The 20,945-nt window shown below is 72.1% G+C and carries 1 protein-coding gene (running past one end of the window); it reads right to left on the minus strand.

The window, feature by feature from the left end; genetic code table 11:
- Positions 1–20,945, minus strand: the 3' portion of a protein-coding gene (locus ACWY4P_RS02080) for an SDR family NAD(P)-dependent oxidoreductase (protein WP_456212781.1). Its footprint extends 8,836 nt past the window's final position; the window shows 20,945 of its 29,781 coding nt (coding positions 8,837–29,781); its start codon lies beyond the right edge, outside the window; it ends in the stop codon at positions 1–3.

Raw genomic sequence — 20,945 nt, forward strand, 5'->3', positions numbered from 1 at the left:
TCAGGACAGCCCGAGTTCGTTGTCCAGCATCTCGAAGACCTCGCTGTCGGTCGCGGCGTCGAAGTCGAACTCGTCGTCGGCCTTCTCGTCCGTGTCCCCCTGTCGTGCGCTCCACCTGCTGCGCAGTACCTCCAGGCGCCCCGCCACCCGCTCGTGCAGCTCTGGATCGACCGCCACCTGCGCGAAGGCGTGCTCCAGACGGTCCAGCTCGGCCAGGATGGACAGCGGCCCGGCGTCCTCCGGGACCAGTTGCGTGCGAATGTGGTCGGCCAGTGCGTCCGGTGTCGGGTAGTCGAAGATCAGGGTGGCGGGCAGCCGGAGCCCGGTGGCGGCGTTGAGGCGGTTGCGCAGTTCGATCGCGGTGAGCGAGTCGAAGCCCAGGGTCTTGAACTCGCGGGTCGGCTCGATGGCGTCCGCTCGCGCATGACCCAGCACATCGGCGGCCTGCACACAGACCAGTTCGCGAGCGGCTTGCGCCCTTTCGGCGTCGCTGAGACCGGTGAGCCGGTCGGCCAGCGAGGCCTGGATGTCCACGCCGGTTCCGGCGGCTCGTCGGGTCCTCGTCCTGATCAGGCCACGCAGGAGAGAGGGGACCTCGCCCCGGGCGCGCCAGGCCGACAGGTCCAGCCGGACCGGAACGACGGCCGCCGCCCCGGTCGCCAAGGCCGCGTCGAAAAGCGCCAGCCCTTCCTCGATGGGCAGCGGAGGCATACCCGACCGCGCGAGCCGTGCCAGGTCGGCCTCGGTCAGCGTGCTGGTCATCCCTTCGGTTTGCGTCCACGGACCCCACGCGAGTGACACCGCGGGCAGACCGGCCGTACGCCGATGCTGGGCCAGCGCGTCCAGGAACGCGTTGCCCGCCGCGTAGTTGGCCTGGCCGGCGGCGCCGAACACACCGGCTACCGACGAGAAGAGGACAAACGCCGTAAGGTCCAGATCACGCGTCGCCTCGTGCAGCGCCCATGCCGCGTCGGCCTTCGGGCGCAGCGCGGCGGCCACGCGCTCCGACGACAGCGACTCCAGCACACCGTCGTCCAGCACCCCCGCCGTATGCACCACCGCCCGCACCGGACGGTCCGACGCCACCCCCGCCAGCAGGTCCGCCACGGCATCGCGGTCCGCGACATCGCAGGCCACCGCGCGCGCGTCCGCACCGTGCCGGGCGAGTTCCGCGACGAGTTCGCCGACTCCGTCGGCGGCCGGGCCGCTCCGACTCGCCAGGATCAGATTCCGGACACCGTGCTCCGTCACCAGGTGGCGCGCCACCTCACGCCCCAGCCCGCCCGTACCACCGGTGATCAGGACCGTCCCGTCGGGATCCCACACCACAGCGGACGTGTCCGCAGCTGCCGCGGCGGTGGACGCACGCACCAGCCGCGGGACGGTGATCGCGCCGACGCGGACATCGGACTGCGGCTCGCCCGAGGCGACCACCTGTCGCAGCGCGGCCACGGAGGCATCCCTGTCGTCGAGGTTCACCAGGCCGAATCGGCCCGGGTGCTCCGTCTGCGCCGAGCGGACCAGGCCCCATACGGACGCGGCGGCCAGGTCGTCGCCCGTCGTCGCGCCACGCGTGACGAACACCAGGCGCGAGGCGGCCGCGCCCTCTTCCGCAAGCCACGACTGGGCCAGCCGCAAGGCCCAGGACGCCGCCTGGTGCGCCGAGCGCACCGGGTCCTCGGGAGTGACCGGGTCCTCGGGAGTGCTGTCCGGGACCGGAACCAGCACGGCCTCCGGTACATCGCCTCCCGTCGGCGGCGATATCACCTCGGCGATCTCGGCACGCACCTCCACCGGCGTCCCGGAGGCCCGCAGCGCCTCGGCCAGCCAGGAGTGCTCGGCGCCCAGCACCACGGCCGTGGCGGTGTCCGGGGCGACGACGGCGGGCGACGGCGTCCAGTCCACCCGGAACAGCGCGTCCCCATCGCTCGTGTCCGCCGCGCCGAGTTGGTCGGCGGACACCGACCGCACGACGAGCGAATCGATGGAGCCGACCGGGCCGCCGGCCGAGTCGGCCAGCGTGATCGACACGGTGTTGTCGCCCGCCGGGGACAGTCGGACGCGCAGCGCCGACGCGCCGGAGGCGTGCAGGGCGACGCCCTCCCAGCTGAAGGGCAGGCTCACCGCGCCGTCCGTACGAGTCGCCCCGTCCCCGTCCTCCCCGCCCGCTTTGTCGAGCCCCGCCAGGAGGGCGGTGTGCAGGACGGCGTCGAGCAGCGCGGGGTGGAGTCCGTACGCCGCGGCGTCGGCCTCGCTCCGCTCCGGGAGGGCGACCTCCGCGAAGAGTTCGTCGCCACGCCGCCAGGCGGTCCGCAACCCCTGGAACAGCGGCCCGTAGTCGAAGCCGATGTCCGCGAAGCGGTCATAGCAATCGCTCACCTCGATGTGCTCGGCGCTCTCCGGCGGCCACACCGCCAGTGGTTCCGCGCGCGCTGCCTGCTCGCCCACCGCCAGCACGCCACTGGCGTGCAGGGTCCACTCCCGCGCCACGTCTTCCGGCCGGGAGTGGACGCTGACGGGGCGACGGCCGGAGTCATCGGCCTCATGGACGGCAAGCTGTAGCTGTACGGCACCCCGTTCGGGCAGCACGAGCGGCGTCGCCAGCGTCAGCTCCTCCACCCGGTCGCAGCCGACCTCGTCCGCGGCCCGGAGCGCCAGCTCCAGCAGCGCCGTACCCGGCACCACCACCCGGCCCATCACCACGTGATCCGCCAGCCACACGTGGGAACCCACGGACAGACGGCTGGTGAACAACGCCCGCTCGCCGTCGGCCAATTCGATGGCCGCTCCGAGCAGCGGGTGATGCGCGTTCCCCAGTCCCGCCGCGCGCACATCGCCGAGCCGCGTCAACGAACCCGTCGGCCAGAACCGCTCGTGCTGGAAGGCGTAGGTGGGGAGGTGCACCCGGCGGGCGCCCGGGAACAGGGCCGCCCAATCCACCGCCACACCGTGCGCGAACATCCGCGCCATGGCCGTCAGCGCGGACCGTTCCTCCCCCCGGTCCTTGCGCAGCACCGGCGTCAGCAGGGGCTCCTCGGTGAGGCTTTCGGCCGCCAGGGCCGACAGCGACGCGTCCGGCCCGACCTCGAGGAACCTGCGCACCCCCGCATCGCCCAACACCGCTATGGCATCGGAGAACCGTACGGTCGCCCGCACATGCTCGACCCAGTAGTCGGCGGAGCACAAGTCCGCGCCCTTGGTGGGCTCACCCGTCAGCGTGGACACCACCGGAATCGCCGGGGGCCGGTAGGACAGCCCCTCGGCAACGGTGCGGAACTCGTCCAGCATCGGATCCATCAGCGGGGAATGGAACGCATGCGACACCCGCAACCGGCTCGTCTTCCGGCCCTCCGCGGCAAACCGCTCCGCGATCTCCAACACCTCACGCTCCACCCCCGACACCACCACCGAACCAGGACCATTCACCGCGGCGATCGACACCTCACCGGACAACAGCGGCACCACCTCGTCCTCAGCCGCCTGCACCGCCACCATCGCCCCACCCGCAGGCAACTCCTGCATCAGACGGCCCCGCGCGGCCACCAGGGCACACGCGTCGCCGAGGGACAGCACACCCGCCACATACGCCGCCGCAATCTCACCGACCGAATGCCCCACCAGATAGTCCGGGACGATCCCCCAGGACTCCACCAGCCGGAACAACGCCACTTCCAGCGCGAACAACGCAGGCTGAGCAAACCCCGTCCGATTCAAGGCCCCTTCGTCATCACCCCACACCACATCCCGCAACGCCACACCCAACAGCGGATCCAACTCCGCCACCACCTCATCCCACGCCCCCGCGAACACCGGGAACCGCGCATACAGCTCACGCCCCATCCCCAACCGCTGCGCACCCTGCCCCGCGAACAAAAACGCCGTCCTGCCTCCAACGGCCACCGAACCCTCGACCACACCCCCCTCGGGCTCACCCCCGGCCAGCGCAGCCACACCCCGCGCCAAACCCTCCACGTCGTCTCCCAGCACCACCGCCCGATGCTCAAACACCGACCGCCCCGTCACCAGCGAGAAGCCCACATCCCGCAACCCCAGCCCACCACCCGACCGCACATGCGAGAGCAGCCGCCCCGCCTGAGCACGCAAGGCCGCCGGGGACGCACCCGACACCACCCACGGCACCAGACCACTAGCCTCCGAAAGCTCCTCGGACGCACCGCCGACAGCCGCAGAAGGTTCCGGCTGCTCGACGATCAGGTGCACATTGGTCCCGCTGATCCCGAACGAGGACACCCCCGCCCGGCGCACCCGATCCGTCGACGGCCACTCCACCGCCCGGGTGAGCAGCTCGACCGCGCCCGCCTCCCAGTCCACATGCGACGACGGCGCGTCCACGTGCAGCGTGCCCGGAAGCACACCGTGCCGCATCGCCATCACCATCTTGATCACACCCGCCACACCCGCCGCCGCCTGCGTATGACCGATGTTCGACTTCACCGACCCCAGCAGCAGCGGGCGGTCCGCCTTCCGGTCCTGACCGTAGGTCGCGAGCAGCGCCTGCGCCTCGATCGGATCACCCAGCCTCGTCCCCGTGCCATGCGCCTCCACAGCGTCCACGCCCGAGGCCGACAGACCGCCACTCGCCAGCGCCTGCCGGATCACCCGCTGCTGCGACGGACCGTTCGGCGCCGTCAGACCGTTCGACGCGCCGTCCTGGTTCACCGCGGAACCGCGTACCACAGCGAGCACTTCGTGCCCGTTACGGCGGGCGTCGGACAACCGCTCCAACACCACCACACCCACACCCTCGGACCAGCCCACACCATCAGCCGACTCCGCGAACGCCTTGCACCGCCCATCAGGCGACAACCCCCGCTGCCGCGAAAACTCCACAAACGCCACGGGCGTCGACATCACCGTCACCCCACCCGCCAACGCCAGCGAACACTCCCCCGCCCGCAACGCCTGCGCCGCCAAATGCATCGCCACCAACGACGACGAACACGCCGTGTCGACCGTGACCGCCGGGCCCTCGAATCCCAAGGTGTAGGACACCCGGCCCGAGGCCATGCTCGCCGCGCTGCCGTTCCCCTGATAGCCCTCGTACTCACCACCACCGAGCAGATCGGCGTAGTCGTTGTACATCACCCCGGCGAACACGCCCGTCCGGCTCCCCCGCAGCGCCACCGGATCGATCCCCGCCCGCTCGAACGCCTCCCACGACGTCTCCAGCAGCAGCCGCTGCTGCGCGTCCGTCGCCATCGCCTCACGCGGACTCAGCCCGAAGAACGCCGCATCGAACTCCCCCGCATCATGCAGGAACCCACCTTCGCGGGTGTAAGAGGTGCCGAGGTGGTCCGGGTCCGGGTCGTACAGCGCCTCCAGATCCCAGCCACGGTCGGTCGGGAAGCCCGAGACCACGTCAGCGCCCTCCAAGACCACCCGCCACAGATCCTCCGCAGAACGCACCCCACCCGGATACCGGCAGGCCATGCCCACGACCACCACCGGATCATCGGACGCCGCGGGGACGGTGTGCGTCGGTGGCGACACTTCGGTTTCGGCTCCGAACAGCTCGTCGAGGAGGTGGTCGGCGAGCGTGGTGGGCCTGGGGTAGTCGAAGACGAGGGTGGCGGGCAGCCGGAGCCCGGTGGCGGTGTTCAGCCGGTTGCGCAACTCCACCGCCGTCAGCGAGTCGAACCCCAGATCCTGGAACGACCGGGAGGGCTCGACGGACTCGGCTCCGGCGTGGCCGAGAACGAGCGCCACCTGACCGCGCACCAGGCTCAGTACGGCGTCCCGCCGCTCATCTCGATGGGTCAGCGTGCTCAGCCGCCGGATGAGCGAGGCGGCTGTCCCCGAGCCCGCGACGGCGGCGCGGCGGGCCTTGGCCCGGACCAGTCCCCGCAACAGCCACGGAATCTCGTCCTGGGCGCGCAGCCCGGGCAGGTCGAGCCGGACGGGCACGACGGCGGCCACGCCGCTCGCCAGCGCCGCGTCGAACAGCGCCACCCCCTGTTCGGCCGACAACGCGCGCATACCCGAGCGCGCCATCCGCCTCATGTCGGCCTCGCTCAGCGCACTGGTCATCCCTCCGGCGGGTTCCCACGGGCCCCAGGCCAGCGACACGGCCGGCAGACCGGCCGTACGCCGATGCTCGGCCAGCGCGTCCAGGAAGGTGTTGCCCGCCGCGTAGTTGGCCTGGCCGGCGGCGCCGAACACACCCGCCGCCGAGGAGAAGAGCGCGAAGACGGAGAGATCCATGTCCCGGGTCAGCTCATGCAGATGCCACGCCGCGTCCACCTTCGGCCGCAGTACGGCCTCCATCCGCTCCGGCGACAGCGTCTCCACCACTCCGTCGTCGAGCACACCTGCCGTATGGACGACACCTCGCAGCGGATGCGCCTCGGGCACCCTGGCCAACACGTCGGCGAGCCCGCCGCGGTCGGCGATGTCGCACGCTTCCACGGTGACATCCGCGCCGTGAGCCGCCAGCTCGGCGACGAGTTCCCCGGCGCCGTCGGCGGCCGGTCCGCTGCGGCTGAGCAGCACCAGATGGCGTATGCCGCGCTCGGTCACCAGATGGTGGGCCACCAGCCGGCCCAGTCCTCCCGTGCCCCCGGTGATGAGCACGGTGCCCTCGCTGTCCCATGCGTGGCAGGTCTCGTCGGGTACGGGGACGCGGGTGAGCCGGCCCGCCCGGATCGTTCCGTCGCGTAGCGCCAATTGCGGCTCCGCGGAGGCGAGGGCCTCCAGCAACAGCGATCCCGGTGTCCTCGCGCCGTCGAGGGCGCGGTCGGCTGTGGCGCCGGAAATCGGATCGAGGTCGATCAGCCCGAACCGGCCGGGGTGCTCGGTCTGGGCCGAGCGCACCAGACCCCACACCGGCGCGGCGGCGAGATCGCCCGCGGCCGTCGCACCACGAGTGACGAACACCAGCCGGGAATCCGCCCACCGCTCCTCCGCCAGCCACGCCCTGAGCTGTCCCAGCACGCTGGTCGTCGTGGTCCGGACGGACTCCACCACCGGCGGTCCGGAGTCGGCGCCGGCCACGGGCACCAGCACGATGCCCGGTGCCACGGCCTCCGACGCGGCCGCCAGCGAGGCGAGGTCGGCGTGCGTTTCCACCGTCGCGCCGCCCTCTTCGATCAGCGCGGCCAGGGCCAGCGAGTCCGGGCCGACGACCGCCATCCGTTCGCTGACGGGGGCCGCCGCGGGGGTCGGCGCCCAGTCCAGGCGGAACAGGGACGTACGCGCGGCGTCCGGGGCACCGTCGCCGTCGTCCCCGTGCTCGGCCGGGAGCCGGGCCACCATCAGGGAGTCCACCGTGGCCACCGGGGCACCGGACGGATCGGCGAGCGCGACGGACAGGGCACCATCCGCGCGGTGTGACAGCCTCACCCGTACCGAGGAGGCGCCCACGGCCCGCAGCGAGACTCCCGACCAGGAGAACGGCACGGCACCCGTGTCCGTGTCCGAGCCGTCCAGCACGGCCACGTGCAACGCGGCGTCGAGGAGCGCGGGGTGCAGGCCGAAGGCGGCAGCTTCGGCTTCCACCCGCTCCGGCAGGTCCACCTCCGCGAACAGTTCGTCGCCCGACCGCCAGGCGGCACTCAGGCCCTGGAACACCGGGCCGTAGCCGAAGCCTTCGGCCGCCCGGCGCTCGTAGTAGCCGTCCAGGTCCAGCGGCACCGCGCCGGTCGGCGGCCACACCCCCGCCTCCGGGGCGGCGTCGCCGAGTTCCGCGTCGGACGGCAGCGCGGCGGCGGTAAGCGTACCGGTGGCATGCCGCAGCCACGGCGTGTCCTCCGCGCCCTCGGGCCGGGAGTGCACACTCACCGGGCGGCCGCCCGTCGCGTCCGGTTCGCCCACGGTCAGCTGGAGCTGTATGGAGCCCTGTTCAGGGAGTACCAGCGGTGCCGCCAGGGTGAGCTCGTCCACCCGATCGCAGCCGACCTGGTCGGCCGCCCGGAGCGCCAGCTCCACCAGCGCCGTCCCTGGCACCACCAGCCGGCCCATCACCCGGTGATCCGCCAGCCACGGGTGCGACCGCGCCGACAGAAGGCTCGTGAACAGATATCCCCCGGCACCCGCGAGCTCGACGGCGGCGCCCAAGAGCGGATGGTCGGCCGCGCCGAGGCCCGCCGCGCGTACATCACCGGGACGGCTCGCCGTACCCGTCGGCCAGAACCGCTCGCGTTGGAAGGCGTAGGTGGGAAGGGCCACCCGCCGGGCGCCCGCGAACAGCGGGGACCAGTTCACCTCCGCTCCGTGTACGTGGAGCCTGGCCAGGGCGGTGAGGGCCGACCGCTCCTCCCCCCGGTCCTTGCGCAACACCGGCACCAGCAGCGCCTCCTCCGGCGCCGACTCCCGCGCCAGGGCCGAGAGCACCCCGTCCGGCCCCAGCTCCACGAAGACGGTGACGCCTTCGTCGGTCAGGGTCCGTACCCCGTCCGCGAACCGTACGGCCTGACGGACGTGGACCACCCAGTAGTCGGCGGAGCACAGCTGGTCCTCCGTCGCGAGGCCGCCTGTGAGGTTGGAGACCACCGGAATGGCCGGGGGCCGGTAGGAGAGGCCTTCGGCCACGGTGCGGAACGCGTCCAGCATCGGGTCCATCAGCGGGGAGTGGAACGCATGCGACACCCGCAACCGACTCGTCTTCCGCCCCTGCGCGGCAAACTCCTCCGCGATCTCCCGCACCCGCTGCTCCGCCCCGGACAGCACCACGGAACCGGGGCCGTTCACCGCGGCGATCGACACCTGGCCGGACAACAGCGGCACCACCTCGTCCTCGGTCGCCTGGACCGCGACCATCGCCCCGCCCGCAGGCAACTCCTGCATCAGACGGCCCCGCGCGGTCACCAGGGCACACGCGTCGCCGAGGGACAGCACACCCGCCACATGCGCCGCCGCGATCTCCCCAACGGAATGCCCCACCAGATAGTCCGGAACGATCCCCCAGGACTCCACCAGGCGGAACAACGCCACCTCCACCGCGAACAGGGCGGGCTGGGTGAACTCCGTACGGCTCAGCAACCCCTCGTCCTCACCCCACACCACATCCCGCAACGCCACACCCAACAGCGGATCCAACTCCGCCACCACCCCATCCCACGCCTCTGCGAACACCGGGAACCGCCCATACAGCTCACGCCCCATCCCCAACCGCTGCGCACCCTGCCCCGCGAACAAGAACGCCGTCCTGCCCCCACCGGTCACCCAACCCTCGACCACGTCCCCATCGGGCTCACCCGCGGCCAGCGCCGCCACACCCCGCGCCACACCCTCCAGGTCCTCGCCCAGCACCACCGCCCGATACTCGAACGCCGACCGACCCGTCACCAGCGAGAAGCCCACATCCCGCAACCCCAGCTCACCACCCGACCGCACATGCGACAACAGCCGCCCCGCCTGAGCACGCAACGCCTCCGGCGACGCACCCGACACCGCCCACGGCACCACACCAGCACCCTCCGAAAGCTCCTCAGGCGCACCACCGACGGCTTGAGGGAGATCCGGCCGCTCCACGATCAGGTGAGCGTTCGTGCCGCTGATCCCGAAGGACGAGACGCCGGCGCGCCGCGGGTGCCCGGTCCCCGGCCACTCCACCGCCCGGGTGAGCAGCTCGACCGCGCCGTCTTCCCAGTCCACCTCGGACGAGGGCGCGTCGACATGAAGGGTTTGCGGCAAAAGACCGTGCCGCATCGCCATCACCATCTTGATCACGCCCGCCACACCCGCCGCGGCCTGCGTATGACCGATGTTCGACTTCACCGACCCCAGCAGCAGCGGATGGTCGCGGTCCTGCCCGTACGTGGCCAACAACGCCTGCGCCTCGATCGGATCACCCAGCCTCGTCCCCGTGCCGTGCCCCTCCACCACGTCCACATCCGAGGCCGACAGACCGCCACTCGCCAGCGCCTGCCGGATCACCCGCTGCTGCGACGGACCATTCGGAGCCGTCAGGCCATTGGACGCACCGTCCTGATTGACCGCGGAGCCGCGTACCACCGCAAGCACTTCGTGCCCATTGCGGCGCGCATCCGACAACCGCTCCAACACCACCACACCCACACCCTCGGACCAGCCCACACCATCAGCCGACTCCGAAAACGCCTTGCACCGCCCATCCGGCGACAACCCCCGCTGCCGCGAAAACTCCACAAACGCCACGGGCGTCGACATCACCGTCACCCCACCCGCCAACGCCAGCGAACACTCCCCCGCCCGCAACGCCTGCGCCGCCAAATGCATCGCCACCAACGACGACGAACACGCCGTATCCACCGTCACCGCCGGACCCTCCAAGCCCAGCGTGTACGACACCCGCCCCGACACCACACTGCCCGCACTGCCATTGGTCTGATACCCCTCGAACTCGGGGCCGTGCAACAAAGTCCCGTAGTCGTTGTACATCACCCCGGCGAACACGCCCGTCCGGCTCCCCCGCAGCGTCACCGGATCGATCCCGGCCCGCTCGAACGCCTCCCACGACGTCTCCAGCAGCAGCCGCTGCTGCGCGTCCGTCGCCATCGCCTCACGCGGACTCAGCCCGAAGAACGCCGCATCGAACTCCCCCGCATCATGCAGGAACCCACCTTCACGGGTGTAAGAGGTGCCGAGGTGGTCCGGGTCCGGGTCGTACAGCGCCTCCAGATCCCAGCCACGGTCGGTCGGAAAGCCCGAGACCACGTCGGCCCCCTCCAAGACCACCCGCCACAGATCCTCCGCAGAACGCACCCCACCCGGATACCGGCAGGCCATGCCCACGACCACCACCGGATCATCGGACACGACGGGCAGCGCCTGGTCAGAGGCCGACCCGTCGGTCCGCACCCCCAACAGCTCGCCGTGCAGATAGTCGGAGAGCGCGACCACCGTCGGACAGTCGAAGACGAGGGTCGCGGGGAGCCGGAGTCCGGTGGCGGTGTTCAGCCGGTTGCGCAGCTCCACCGCCGTCAGCGAGTCGAACCCCAGATCCTGGAACGACCGGGAGACCCCGACCTCGCCGGAGCCCGTGTGCCCCAGCACCAGCGCCACCTGGCCACGCACCAGGTCGACCAGCGCCTCGCGACGGTCGGTCTCGGTCAGACCGCCGAGGCGCTGGACGAGGGTGGCGGCCTCGCCCGAGCTCGGCAGGGCATTCCGGCGGGTGCGGGTCCGGACCAGGGAACGCAGCAGCGGCGGGATCTCTCCACGTGCGCGCAGTGCGGGCAGGTCGAGCCGGACCGGTACGACGGCGGCCTCACCGCTCGCCAGCGCCGCGTCGAACAGTGCGACGCCCTCCTCGGCGGACAACGGCGGCATACCCGCGCGCGCCATGCGTTCCATATCCGCGTCGGTCAGGCCGCTGGTCATTCCGCCCGTTCGGGACCACGGGCCCCACGCCAGCGACACCGCCGGAAGCCCGGCCGCACGTCGGTGCTCCGCCAGCGCGTCCAGGAACGCGTTGGCCGCCGCGTAGTTCGCCTGTCCTGCCGAGCCGAACGTACCCGCCACCGAGGAGAACGTCACGAAGGCCGTCAGGTCCAGCTCACGCGTCGCCTCGTGCAGCGCCCATGCCGCGTCGACCTTGGGCCGCGCCACCTCGGCCAGCCGCTCCGGCGTCAGCGCCTCCAGGACACCGTCGTCCAGGACACCCGCCGTATGCACCACGGCCCGCACCGGACGGTCCGCCGGCACGTCCTTCAGCAGGGCCGCCACGGCATCGCGATCCGCCACATCACACGCCACCGCTCGCACATGGGCGCCATGTCCCGTCAGTTCCGTGACGAGTTCGGCCGCTCCGCTCGCCGCGCCGCCACTGCGACTGGCCAACAGCAGATGCCGGACGCCGTGTTCGGCAACCAGGTGCCGGGCCAGCACACCGCCCAGTCCGCCTGTACCGCCCGTGATCAACACGGTGGCCTCGGGATCCCACTCCACCCCGGCCGTCTCATGGCCGACGGCGGAGGTACGGGCGGCAGGGGTACGGACGGCAGGCGTACGGACCAGCCTGCCCGCCAGGACGGCACCGCCCCGGACGGCCATCTGCGGCTCGTCCGACCCAAGGGCCTCGGCCACCGCCGCCGCGGACGGCTGCCCGCCGTCGAGGTCCACCAGGGCGAACCGGTCCGGGTGCTCCGTCTGTGCCACGCGGACCAGGCCCCACACGGACGCGGCCGCGAGATCCTCTCCCGTGGTCGCACCGCGCGTCACGAACACCAGACGGGACCGTGCCCACCGCTCCTCCGCCAGCCATGCCTGCAGCACCCCCAGGATCCGGGACGTCACCTCGTGCGTGGCGCCCACCACATCGTCCTCGGGCCCCGTCACCGGCATCAGCACCACCGCGGGCGATACGGCATCGCCTGCCGCGAGCGCGGCGAGGTCCTCACAACCGACCACGGCCAGCCCCGCCGTCCGCAGTCCCTCGACGAGTCCGCCGTCATCGGGCCCGACGACGGCCACGGAGGCCGGGGGCACCACCGACGCGCGCACCGGCGTCCAGTCGAGACAGAAGAGCGAGTCCGCCACGGCCCCGCCAGTGTCGCCGGCCGGCTCGGCCGACATCGCGCGCAGGGCGAGCGACTCCACGGAGAGCACGGGGCGCCCCGAAGGGTCAGTGGCCTCCAGGGACAGGGTGTCCGGCCCGATGGACGACAGCCGCACCCGTAGCGCTGACGCTCCCGACCCGTACAGACGCACTCCCGACCACGAGAAGGGCAGCACACCGGGCCGGACCCCGGTCTCCGCCCAGGAGGCCGCGTGCAGCGCGGCGTCGAGCAGCGCGGGATGCAGCCCGAAGGCCGCGGCGTCCGCGTCGGGACCGTCCGGCAGCGCCACCTCGGCGAACACGTCGGTGCCGCGCCGCCACGCCGCCCGCAGGCCTTGGAAGAGCGGCCCGTAGTCGAACCCGAGCTCGGCGAACCGCTCGTAGCAGCCGATCAGGTCCATCCGTTCCGCGGCCTCCGGCGGCCACACCGGCCAGCCGCCCACGTGGTCGGCATGCCCGGCCACCGCCAGCACCCCGCCGGCGTGCAGCATCCACTCTTCCGACCGGTCCTCCGGCCGGGAGTACACGCTCACCGGGCGACGGCCCGCCTCGTCCGGGTCGCCAACAGCCAGCTGCACCTGCACGGCGCCCTGCTCCGGCAGGGTGAGCGGCGCCGCCAGCGTGAGCTCCTCCACCCGGTCGCAACCGACCTCATCGCCCGCCCGGACCGCCAACTCCAACAGCGCGGTGCCCGGAACCAGCACGCGCCCCGCCACCCTGTGATCGGCCAGCCACGCATGCGACCGCAGCGGGAGCGACAGCCGTCCGGTGAACAGCCGCCCTTCGGAGCCCGCCAGTTCCACGGCTCCGTTGAGCAGTGGGTGTTCCGCCGAGGTGAGGCCGAAAGCCACGGCGTCTTCGACCGACGGTTCGGTACGCGGCCAGAACCACCGGCGCTGGAAGGCGTAGGTGGGCAGGTCCACCCGCCGGGCGCCCGGGAACAGGGCCGCCCAGTCCGCCTCCACGCCGTCGACGTACAGCTGTGCCAGCGCGGTGGTCGCCGCGCGCTCCTCCCCTCGGTCCTTGCGCAGCAACGGCACCAGCACCGCGCCGTCCGAAGCCGTTTCGGCCGCCAGGGCCAACAGCGACGCGTCCGGCCCGACCTCGAGGAACCTGCGCACCCCCGCATCGCCCAACACCGCTATGGCATCGGAGAACCGTACGGTCGCCCGCACATGCTCGACCCAGTAGCCGGCGGAGCACAAGTCCGCGCCCTTGGCGGGCTCACCCGTCAGCGTGGACACCACCGGAATCGCCGGGGGCCGGTAGGACAGCCCCTCGGCAACGGTGCGGAACTCGTCCAGCATCGGATCCATCAGCGGGGAATGGAACGCATGCGACACCCGCAACCGGCTCGTCTTCCGGCCCCCCGCGGCAAACCGCTCCGCGATCTCCAACACCTCACGCTCCACCCCCGACACCACCACCGAACCAGGACCATTCACCGCGGCGATCGACACCTCACCGGACAACAGCGGCACCACCTCGTCCTCAGCCGCCTGCACCGCCACCATCGCCCCACCCGCAGGCAACCCCTCCATCAACCGACCCCGTGCCACCACCAACACACACGCGTCCGCCAGTGACAGCACACCCGCCACATACGCCGCCGCAATCTCACCGACCGAATGCCCCACCAGATAGTCCGGGACGATCCCCCAGGACTCCACCAGCCGGAACAGCGCCACTTCCACCGCGAACAGGGCGGGCTGGGTGAACTCCGTACGGTCGAGGAGCTCGGCTTCGGGAGTGCCGGCCTCGGCGAAGAGAACCTCACGCAGAGGGCGGCTCAGATGCCTGTCCAACTCCTCAAGGACGGCATCGAGCGCGTCCGCGAAAACCGGATACCGGCCCGCCAGCTCGCCACCCATGCCGGGACGCTGACTGCCCTGACCCGTGAACAGGAAAGCGGTGGCGCCCGGCCGCGCGGCCACCGAGCCCAGCACCACATCCGCCGCAGACTCCCCCGCAGCCAGGGCAGCAAGACCCTCCAGCGCAGCGTCGCGGTCATGAGTCACCAGCACAGCCCGGTGCTCGAAACGCGACCGGGACAACGCCAAGGACAGCGCAACATCGGCCCTGCCCACCTCCGGCCGGTCAGCAAGGTGGGCACGGAGACGTGCCGCCTGAGCACGCAACGCCGCGTCAGTCTTCCCCGAGAGCATCAGAGGCACGACCGCAGGGGCACTCAGCTCCCCGGGAGCCGGGGCGACCGGCTCAGCCGGAACATGTTCCAGGATCACATGCGCGTTCGTGCCACTGATACCGAACGACGAGACACCCGCCCGACGCGGCCGCACCCCCTCGGGCCAAGCCCGCTCCTCGGCCACCAACTCCACGGCACCAGCCGACCAGTCCACATGACTGGACGGCATCTCCAGGTGGAGCGTCCTGGGCACCACGCCGTGCCGCATGGCCATCACCATCTTGATGATGCCCGCAGCACCCGCGGCGGCCTGCGTATGACCGATATTCGACTTCACCGACCCCAACAGCAGAGGCCGCTCACGGTCCTGCCCGTACGTGGCCAGCAGCGCCTGCGCCTCGATGGGATCACCCAGGGTCGTCCCCGTGCCGTGCGCCTCCACCACATCGACATCCGCCACGGACAGACCCGCACTCGCCAGCGCCTGGCGGATCACACGCTGCTGCGACGGACCATTCGGAGCCGTCAACCCATTCGACGCACCATCTTGATTCACCGCCGAACCACGCACCACCGCCAACACCTCATGGCCATGACGGCGGGCGTCCGACAACCGCTCCAACACCACCACACCCACACCCTCGGACCAGCCCACACCATCAGCCGACTCCGAAAACGCCTTGCACCGCCCATCCGGCGACAACCCCCGCTGCCGCGAAAACTCCACAAACGACGCCGGTGTGGACATCACCGTCACCCCACCCGCCAACGCCAGCGAACACTCCCCCGCCCGCAACGCCTGCGCCGCCAAATGCATCGCCACCAACGACGACGAACACGCCGTATCCACCGTCACCGCCGGACCCTCCAAGCCCAGCGTGTACGACACCCGCCCCGACACCACACTGCCCGCACTGCCGTTCGTCTGATACCCCTCGAACTCCGCACCGCGCAACAAGGTGCCGTAGTCGTTGTACATCACCCCCGCGAACACACCCGTCCGGCTCCCTCGCAGCGCCACCGGGTCGATCCCCGCCCGCTCGAACGCCTCCCACGACGTCTCCAACAACAACCGCTGCTGCGCATCCGTCGCCAACGCCTCACGCGGACTCAACCCGAAGAACGCCGCATCGAACTCCCCCGCATCATGCAGAAAACCACCCTGCCGGGTATACGACGTGCCCGCGTGATCCGGATCCGGGTCGTACAACGCCTCCAGGTCCCAGCCACGGTTGTCCGGGAAGCCCGAGATGGCGTCCTGACCGCCGACCGCCAGACGCCACAGGTCCTCCGGAGTACGCACTCCGCCCGGGTAGCGGCAGGCCATGCCCACGACCACCACCGGGTCATCGGCGACGGGGACGAGTACGGCACGGGCCGTGTTCCCCGCCTCCGCGGTTTCCGTCGCTTCCGGGCCGAGCAGTTCCTCCAGCAGGTAGCCCGCCAGCGCCTCGGCCGTCGGATAGTCGAAGACGACGGTCGCGGGCAGCCGGAGGCCCGAGGCGGCGCCGAGCCGGTTGCGCAGCTCCACCGCGGTCAGCGAGTCGAAGCCCAGCTCCTGGAAGGCGCGCGTCGGGGCCACGACGTCTGCCGTCGCGTGGCCCAGCACCAATGCCACGTGTGTACGGACCAGGTCGAGCGCGGCCTCCGTGCGCTCCGCCCGCGGCAGAGCGGCCAGCCGCTGCGCGAGGGAGGCGGAGGTGCCGGTCCCGGTGGCCGCCGAGCGGCGGAGGGGGGTGCGGATGAGCCCTCGCAGCAGCGGCGGGATCTCCCCCCGTGCGCGCAGTGCGGGCAGGTCGAGCGGTACGGGCAGGAGGACGGCGTCCGGCGCGGCGAGGGCGGCGTCGAACAGCGCCACGCCCCGCTCGGCCGGCAACGCGGGCATGCCCTCCCGGGCCAGGCGGCGCATGTCCGCCTCGGTCAGGGTGCTGGTCATCCCGCCCGCCTGGGTCCACGGGCCCCAGGCCAGCGACAGCGCGGGCAGCCCCGCGGCGCGCCGATGCTCGGCCAGCGCGTCCAGAAACGCGTTGCCCGCGGCGTAGTTGGCCTGGCCCGCGCCGCCGAAGGTGCCCACCACCGACGAGAAGGTGATGAACGCGGCCAGGTCCAGCTCGCGGGTCAGCTCGTGCAGGTGCCAGGCGGCATCCACCTTCGGGCGCAGTACGGCGGTCATGCGCTGCGGGGTGAGGGTCTCGATCACACCGTCGTCCAGGACGCCCGCCGTGTGCACCACGGCCGTCAGCGGGTGGTTCCGCGGCACAGCGGCCACCAGTTCGGCCAGGGCGCCGCGGTCGGCGATGTCGCATGAGGCCACGGTCACCTGGGCGCCCAGAGCGGTGAGTTCGGCGGCCAGCCGGTCGGCACCCTCGGCGGCGCGGCCGCGGCGGCTGACCAGGAGCAGGTGCCTGACCTGGTGGTCGGTGACCAGATGGCGGGCCAGTATGCCGCCCAGTCCCCCGGTGCCGCCCGTGATCAGCACTGTGCCTTCGGGGTTCCATTCGGCGCCGGGCCCGCCCGGTGCGGGCACCCGGGCCAGTCGGCCGAGGCGGATTGCGCCATCACGGATCACCAACTGCGGTTCCGCGGAGCCGAGCGCCCCCAGCAGCGCCCCGGCCGACTCGGGCCGGGCGTCGAGGTCGGCGAGGACGAACCGGTCCGGGTGTTCCGCCTGCGCCGAGCGCACCAGGCCCCATACCGCCGCGGCCGCCACATCGTGGGCGCCGGGCGGGTCTCCGGCGGCGCCTCGGGTGATGAACACCAGCCGGGATCCGGCCAGGCGTTCCTCCTCGGCCAGCCAGGTCTGCAGGTATGTCAGCACCTGGGCGCCGAGGTGGTGTGCGGTGGCGACGACCGCGTCCGCCACGTCCGCCACGTCCGCCACACCGGCGGCTCCGGTGAGCGGGATGAGCACGGCGCCCGGTACGGCGGCCTCGTCGCCGGCCACCCTGGCCACCTCGGCGAGGTCGGCGTACGGGCGTACGGTGTGGCCCGCGGCCTCGAGCGCGCCGGCAAGCCCGAGGGGATCCGGGCCGACCAGGGCCAGCGGCCCGCGATCGGCGGAGGGTTCGGCGAAGTCGGCGGTGGCGGCCGTCCAGTCGAGCCGGAACAGCGAGTCGCGCTCCGCCGCGCCCGCGGCGGAGCTCAGTTGCCCGGCGGACAGCGGCCGCAGCGCCAGGGAGCCGACAGTGGCCACCGGGCCGCCGGAGGTGTCGGCGAGATCGAGGGACACCGCGTGGGGGCCGGCCGGGGCGAGCCGGATCCGGAGGGCCCTGGCGCCGCTCGCGTGCAGGGTCACGTTCTCCCAGGAGAAGGGCAGGGCCGTACGCGATATGTCCCCGTCGAGCAGCGCCACCGCGCGCAGGCTGGAGTCGAGCAGCGCCGGATGCAGCCCGAAGCCGTCGATGTCCGCCGTTTCGGCGACGGGTGTGGCGTCGTCCCCGACGTCAGGCAGTGCGATCTCCGCGAAGACCTCCGCGCCGCGCCGCCACGCTGCGGTGAGCCCCTGGAAGAGGGGGCCGTAGCCGAATCCGTCCTCCGCGAGCCGGTCGTACAGTCCGTCCAGCGCGATGGGCGCGGCCCCGGCCGGTGGCCACTGGGCGGCGTCGAACGGGGCGTCGGGCGCGGTGGTGTGCGCACCGGTGGTGTGCGTGCTGGTGGCGAGCACGCCGTCGGCATGCCGGACCCACGCCTGGCCCACCGCTCCCTCGGGCCGCGCGGACACCGCCACCGGGCGGCGGCCGGCCTCGTCCGCCGCGCCGACCCGCAACTGCACCTGGATCGCCCCGTGCTCGGGGAGCACCAGCGGGGTGGCGAGCGTCAGCTCCTCCACCCGGTCGCAGCCGACCTCGTCACCGGCGCGGATCGCCAGTTCGAGGAGCGCGGTGCCCGGCAGCAGCACGGCACCCATGACGGCGTGCTGCGCCAGCCACGGGTGTGTCCGCAGCGAGAGCCTGCTGGTGAACAGCGCGCCTTCGCCGTCGGCCAGTTCCACGGCGGCGCCGAGCAGCGGATGGTCCGCGGAGCCCAGCCCGGCGGCGGTGATGTCCCCCGCCGGGCTCGATGTGGTCTGCGGCCAGTAGCGCTCGTGCTGGAAGGCGTACGTCGGCAACTCGACGCGGTGCGCGTCGCGTCCGCTCCCCGCCAGGAACGCGGCCCAGTCGGGGGACGTTCCGCTCACATGGAGCCGGGCGAGCGCGGTGGTCGCGGACAGTTCCTCGGAGCGGTCCCGGCGCAGCAGCGGCAGGAGGGCCGCATCGGGAGACAGGGAGTCCCTGGCCATGGCGGACAGTACGCCGTCAGGGCCGATTTCGAGGAAGGTGCCGACGCCCGCGTCTTCGAGTGTCCGGAGGCCGTCGGCGAAGCGTACGGCGGCCCGGGCGTGCCGTACCCAGTAGTCCGCGGACGCGATCCCGTCGCCAGTGCCAGTGCCAGTGCCAGTGCCAGTGTCGGTGCCAGTGCCGGTCACGGGTGTTCCGCTCACCATGGACACCATGGGGATCCGCGGCGCGTGATAGGTCAGTCCCTCGGCCACCGCCCGGAAGTCGTCCAGCATGGGGTCCATCAGCGGGGAGTGGAAGGCGTGCGAGACCGGCAGCCGCTTGGTCCGGCGCCCGCGCGCGGCGAGTTCGTCCGCGATGTCCCGTACGGCGTTCTCGTCACCGGCGACGACCACGGCTTCGGGGCCGTTGACGGCGGCGATACCGATCAGGTGCTCGCGGCCCGCCAGCAGCGGAGCCACCTCGTCCTCGGTGGCCTGGAGCGACACCATCACGCCGGCCACGGGCAGGGCCTGCATCAGCCGGGCGCGTGCCGCCACCAGGGCGCAGGCGTCCGGCAGGCTGAGCACCCCCGCCGCGTGTGCCGCGGCGAGCTCCCCGATCGAGTGCCCGGCCACGAAGCCGGGCGTGACGCCCCAGGACTCCACCAGCCGGAACAGCGCCACTTCCACCGCGAACAGGGCGGGCTGGGTGAACTCCGTACGGTCGAGGAGCTCGGCTTCCGGAGTGCCGGCCTCGGCGAAGAGAACCTCTCGCAGAGGGCGGCTCAGATGCCTGTCCAACTCCTCAAGGACGGCATCGAGCGCGTCCGCGAAAACCGGATACCGGCCCGCCAGCTCGCCACCCATGCCGGGACGCTGACTGCCCTGACCCGTGAACAGGAAAGCGGTGGCGCCCGGCCGCGCGGCCACCGAGCCCAGCACCACATCCGCCGCAGACTCCCCCGCAGCCAGGGCAGCAAGACCCTCCAGCGCAGCGTCGCGGTCATGAGTCACCAGCACGGCCCGGTGCTCGAAACGCGACCGGGACAACGCCAAGGACAGCGCAACATCGACCCTGCCCACCTCCGGCCGGTCGGCGAGGTGGGCGCGGAGACGTGCCGCCTGAGCACGCAACGCCGCATCGGTCTTGCCCGAGACCACCAGGGGGACGACCGCGGGGGCACTCAGCTCCCCGGGAGCCGGGGCGACCGGCTCAGCCGGAACATGTTCCAGGATCACATGCGCGTTCGTGCCACTGATACCGAACGACGAGACACCCGCCCGACGCGGCCGCACCCCCTCGGGCCAAGCCCGCTGCTCGGCCACCAACTCCACGGCACCAGCCGACCAGTCCACATGACTGGACGGCATCTCCAGGTGGAGCGTCCTGGGCACCACGCCGTGCCGCATGGCCATCACCATCTTGATGATGCCCGCAGCACCCGCGGCGGCCTGCGTATGACCGATATTCGACTTCACCGACCCCAACAGCAGAGGCCGCTCACGGTCCTGCCCGTACGTGGCCAGCAGCGCCTGCGCCTCGATGGGATCACCCAGGGTCGTCCCCGTGCCGTGCGCCTCCACCACATCGACATCCGCCACGGACAGACCCGCACTCGCCAGCGCCTGGCGGATCACGCGCTGCTGCGACGGACCGTTCGGCGCGGTCAGACCGTTGGACGCACCGTCTTGGTTGACCGCGGAACCCCGCACCACCGCCAACACCTCATGCCCATTGCGGCGCGCATCCGACAACCGCTCCAGCACCAGCATGCCGACGCCCTCCGACCAGCCGGTACCGTCGGCGGCGTCGGAGAAGGACTTGCAGCGGCCGTCGGACGCCAGGCCACCCTGGCGGTCGAAGTCGACGAAGGTCTCCGGGGTCGCCATGACGGTGACTCCGCCCGCGAGCGCCAGCGAGCACTCCCCGGACCGCAGCGCCTGCGCCGCCATGTGCACGGCGACCAACGAGGACGAGCACGCGGTGTCGACGCTGACGGCCGGGCCCTCGAGGCCCAGGGTGTAGGCCACCCGGCCCGAGGCCA

The sequence above is a fragment of the Streptomyces sp. LZ34 genome (genome assembly GCF_053890475.1).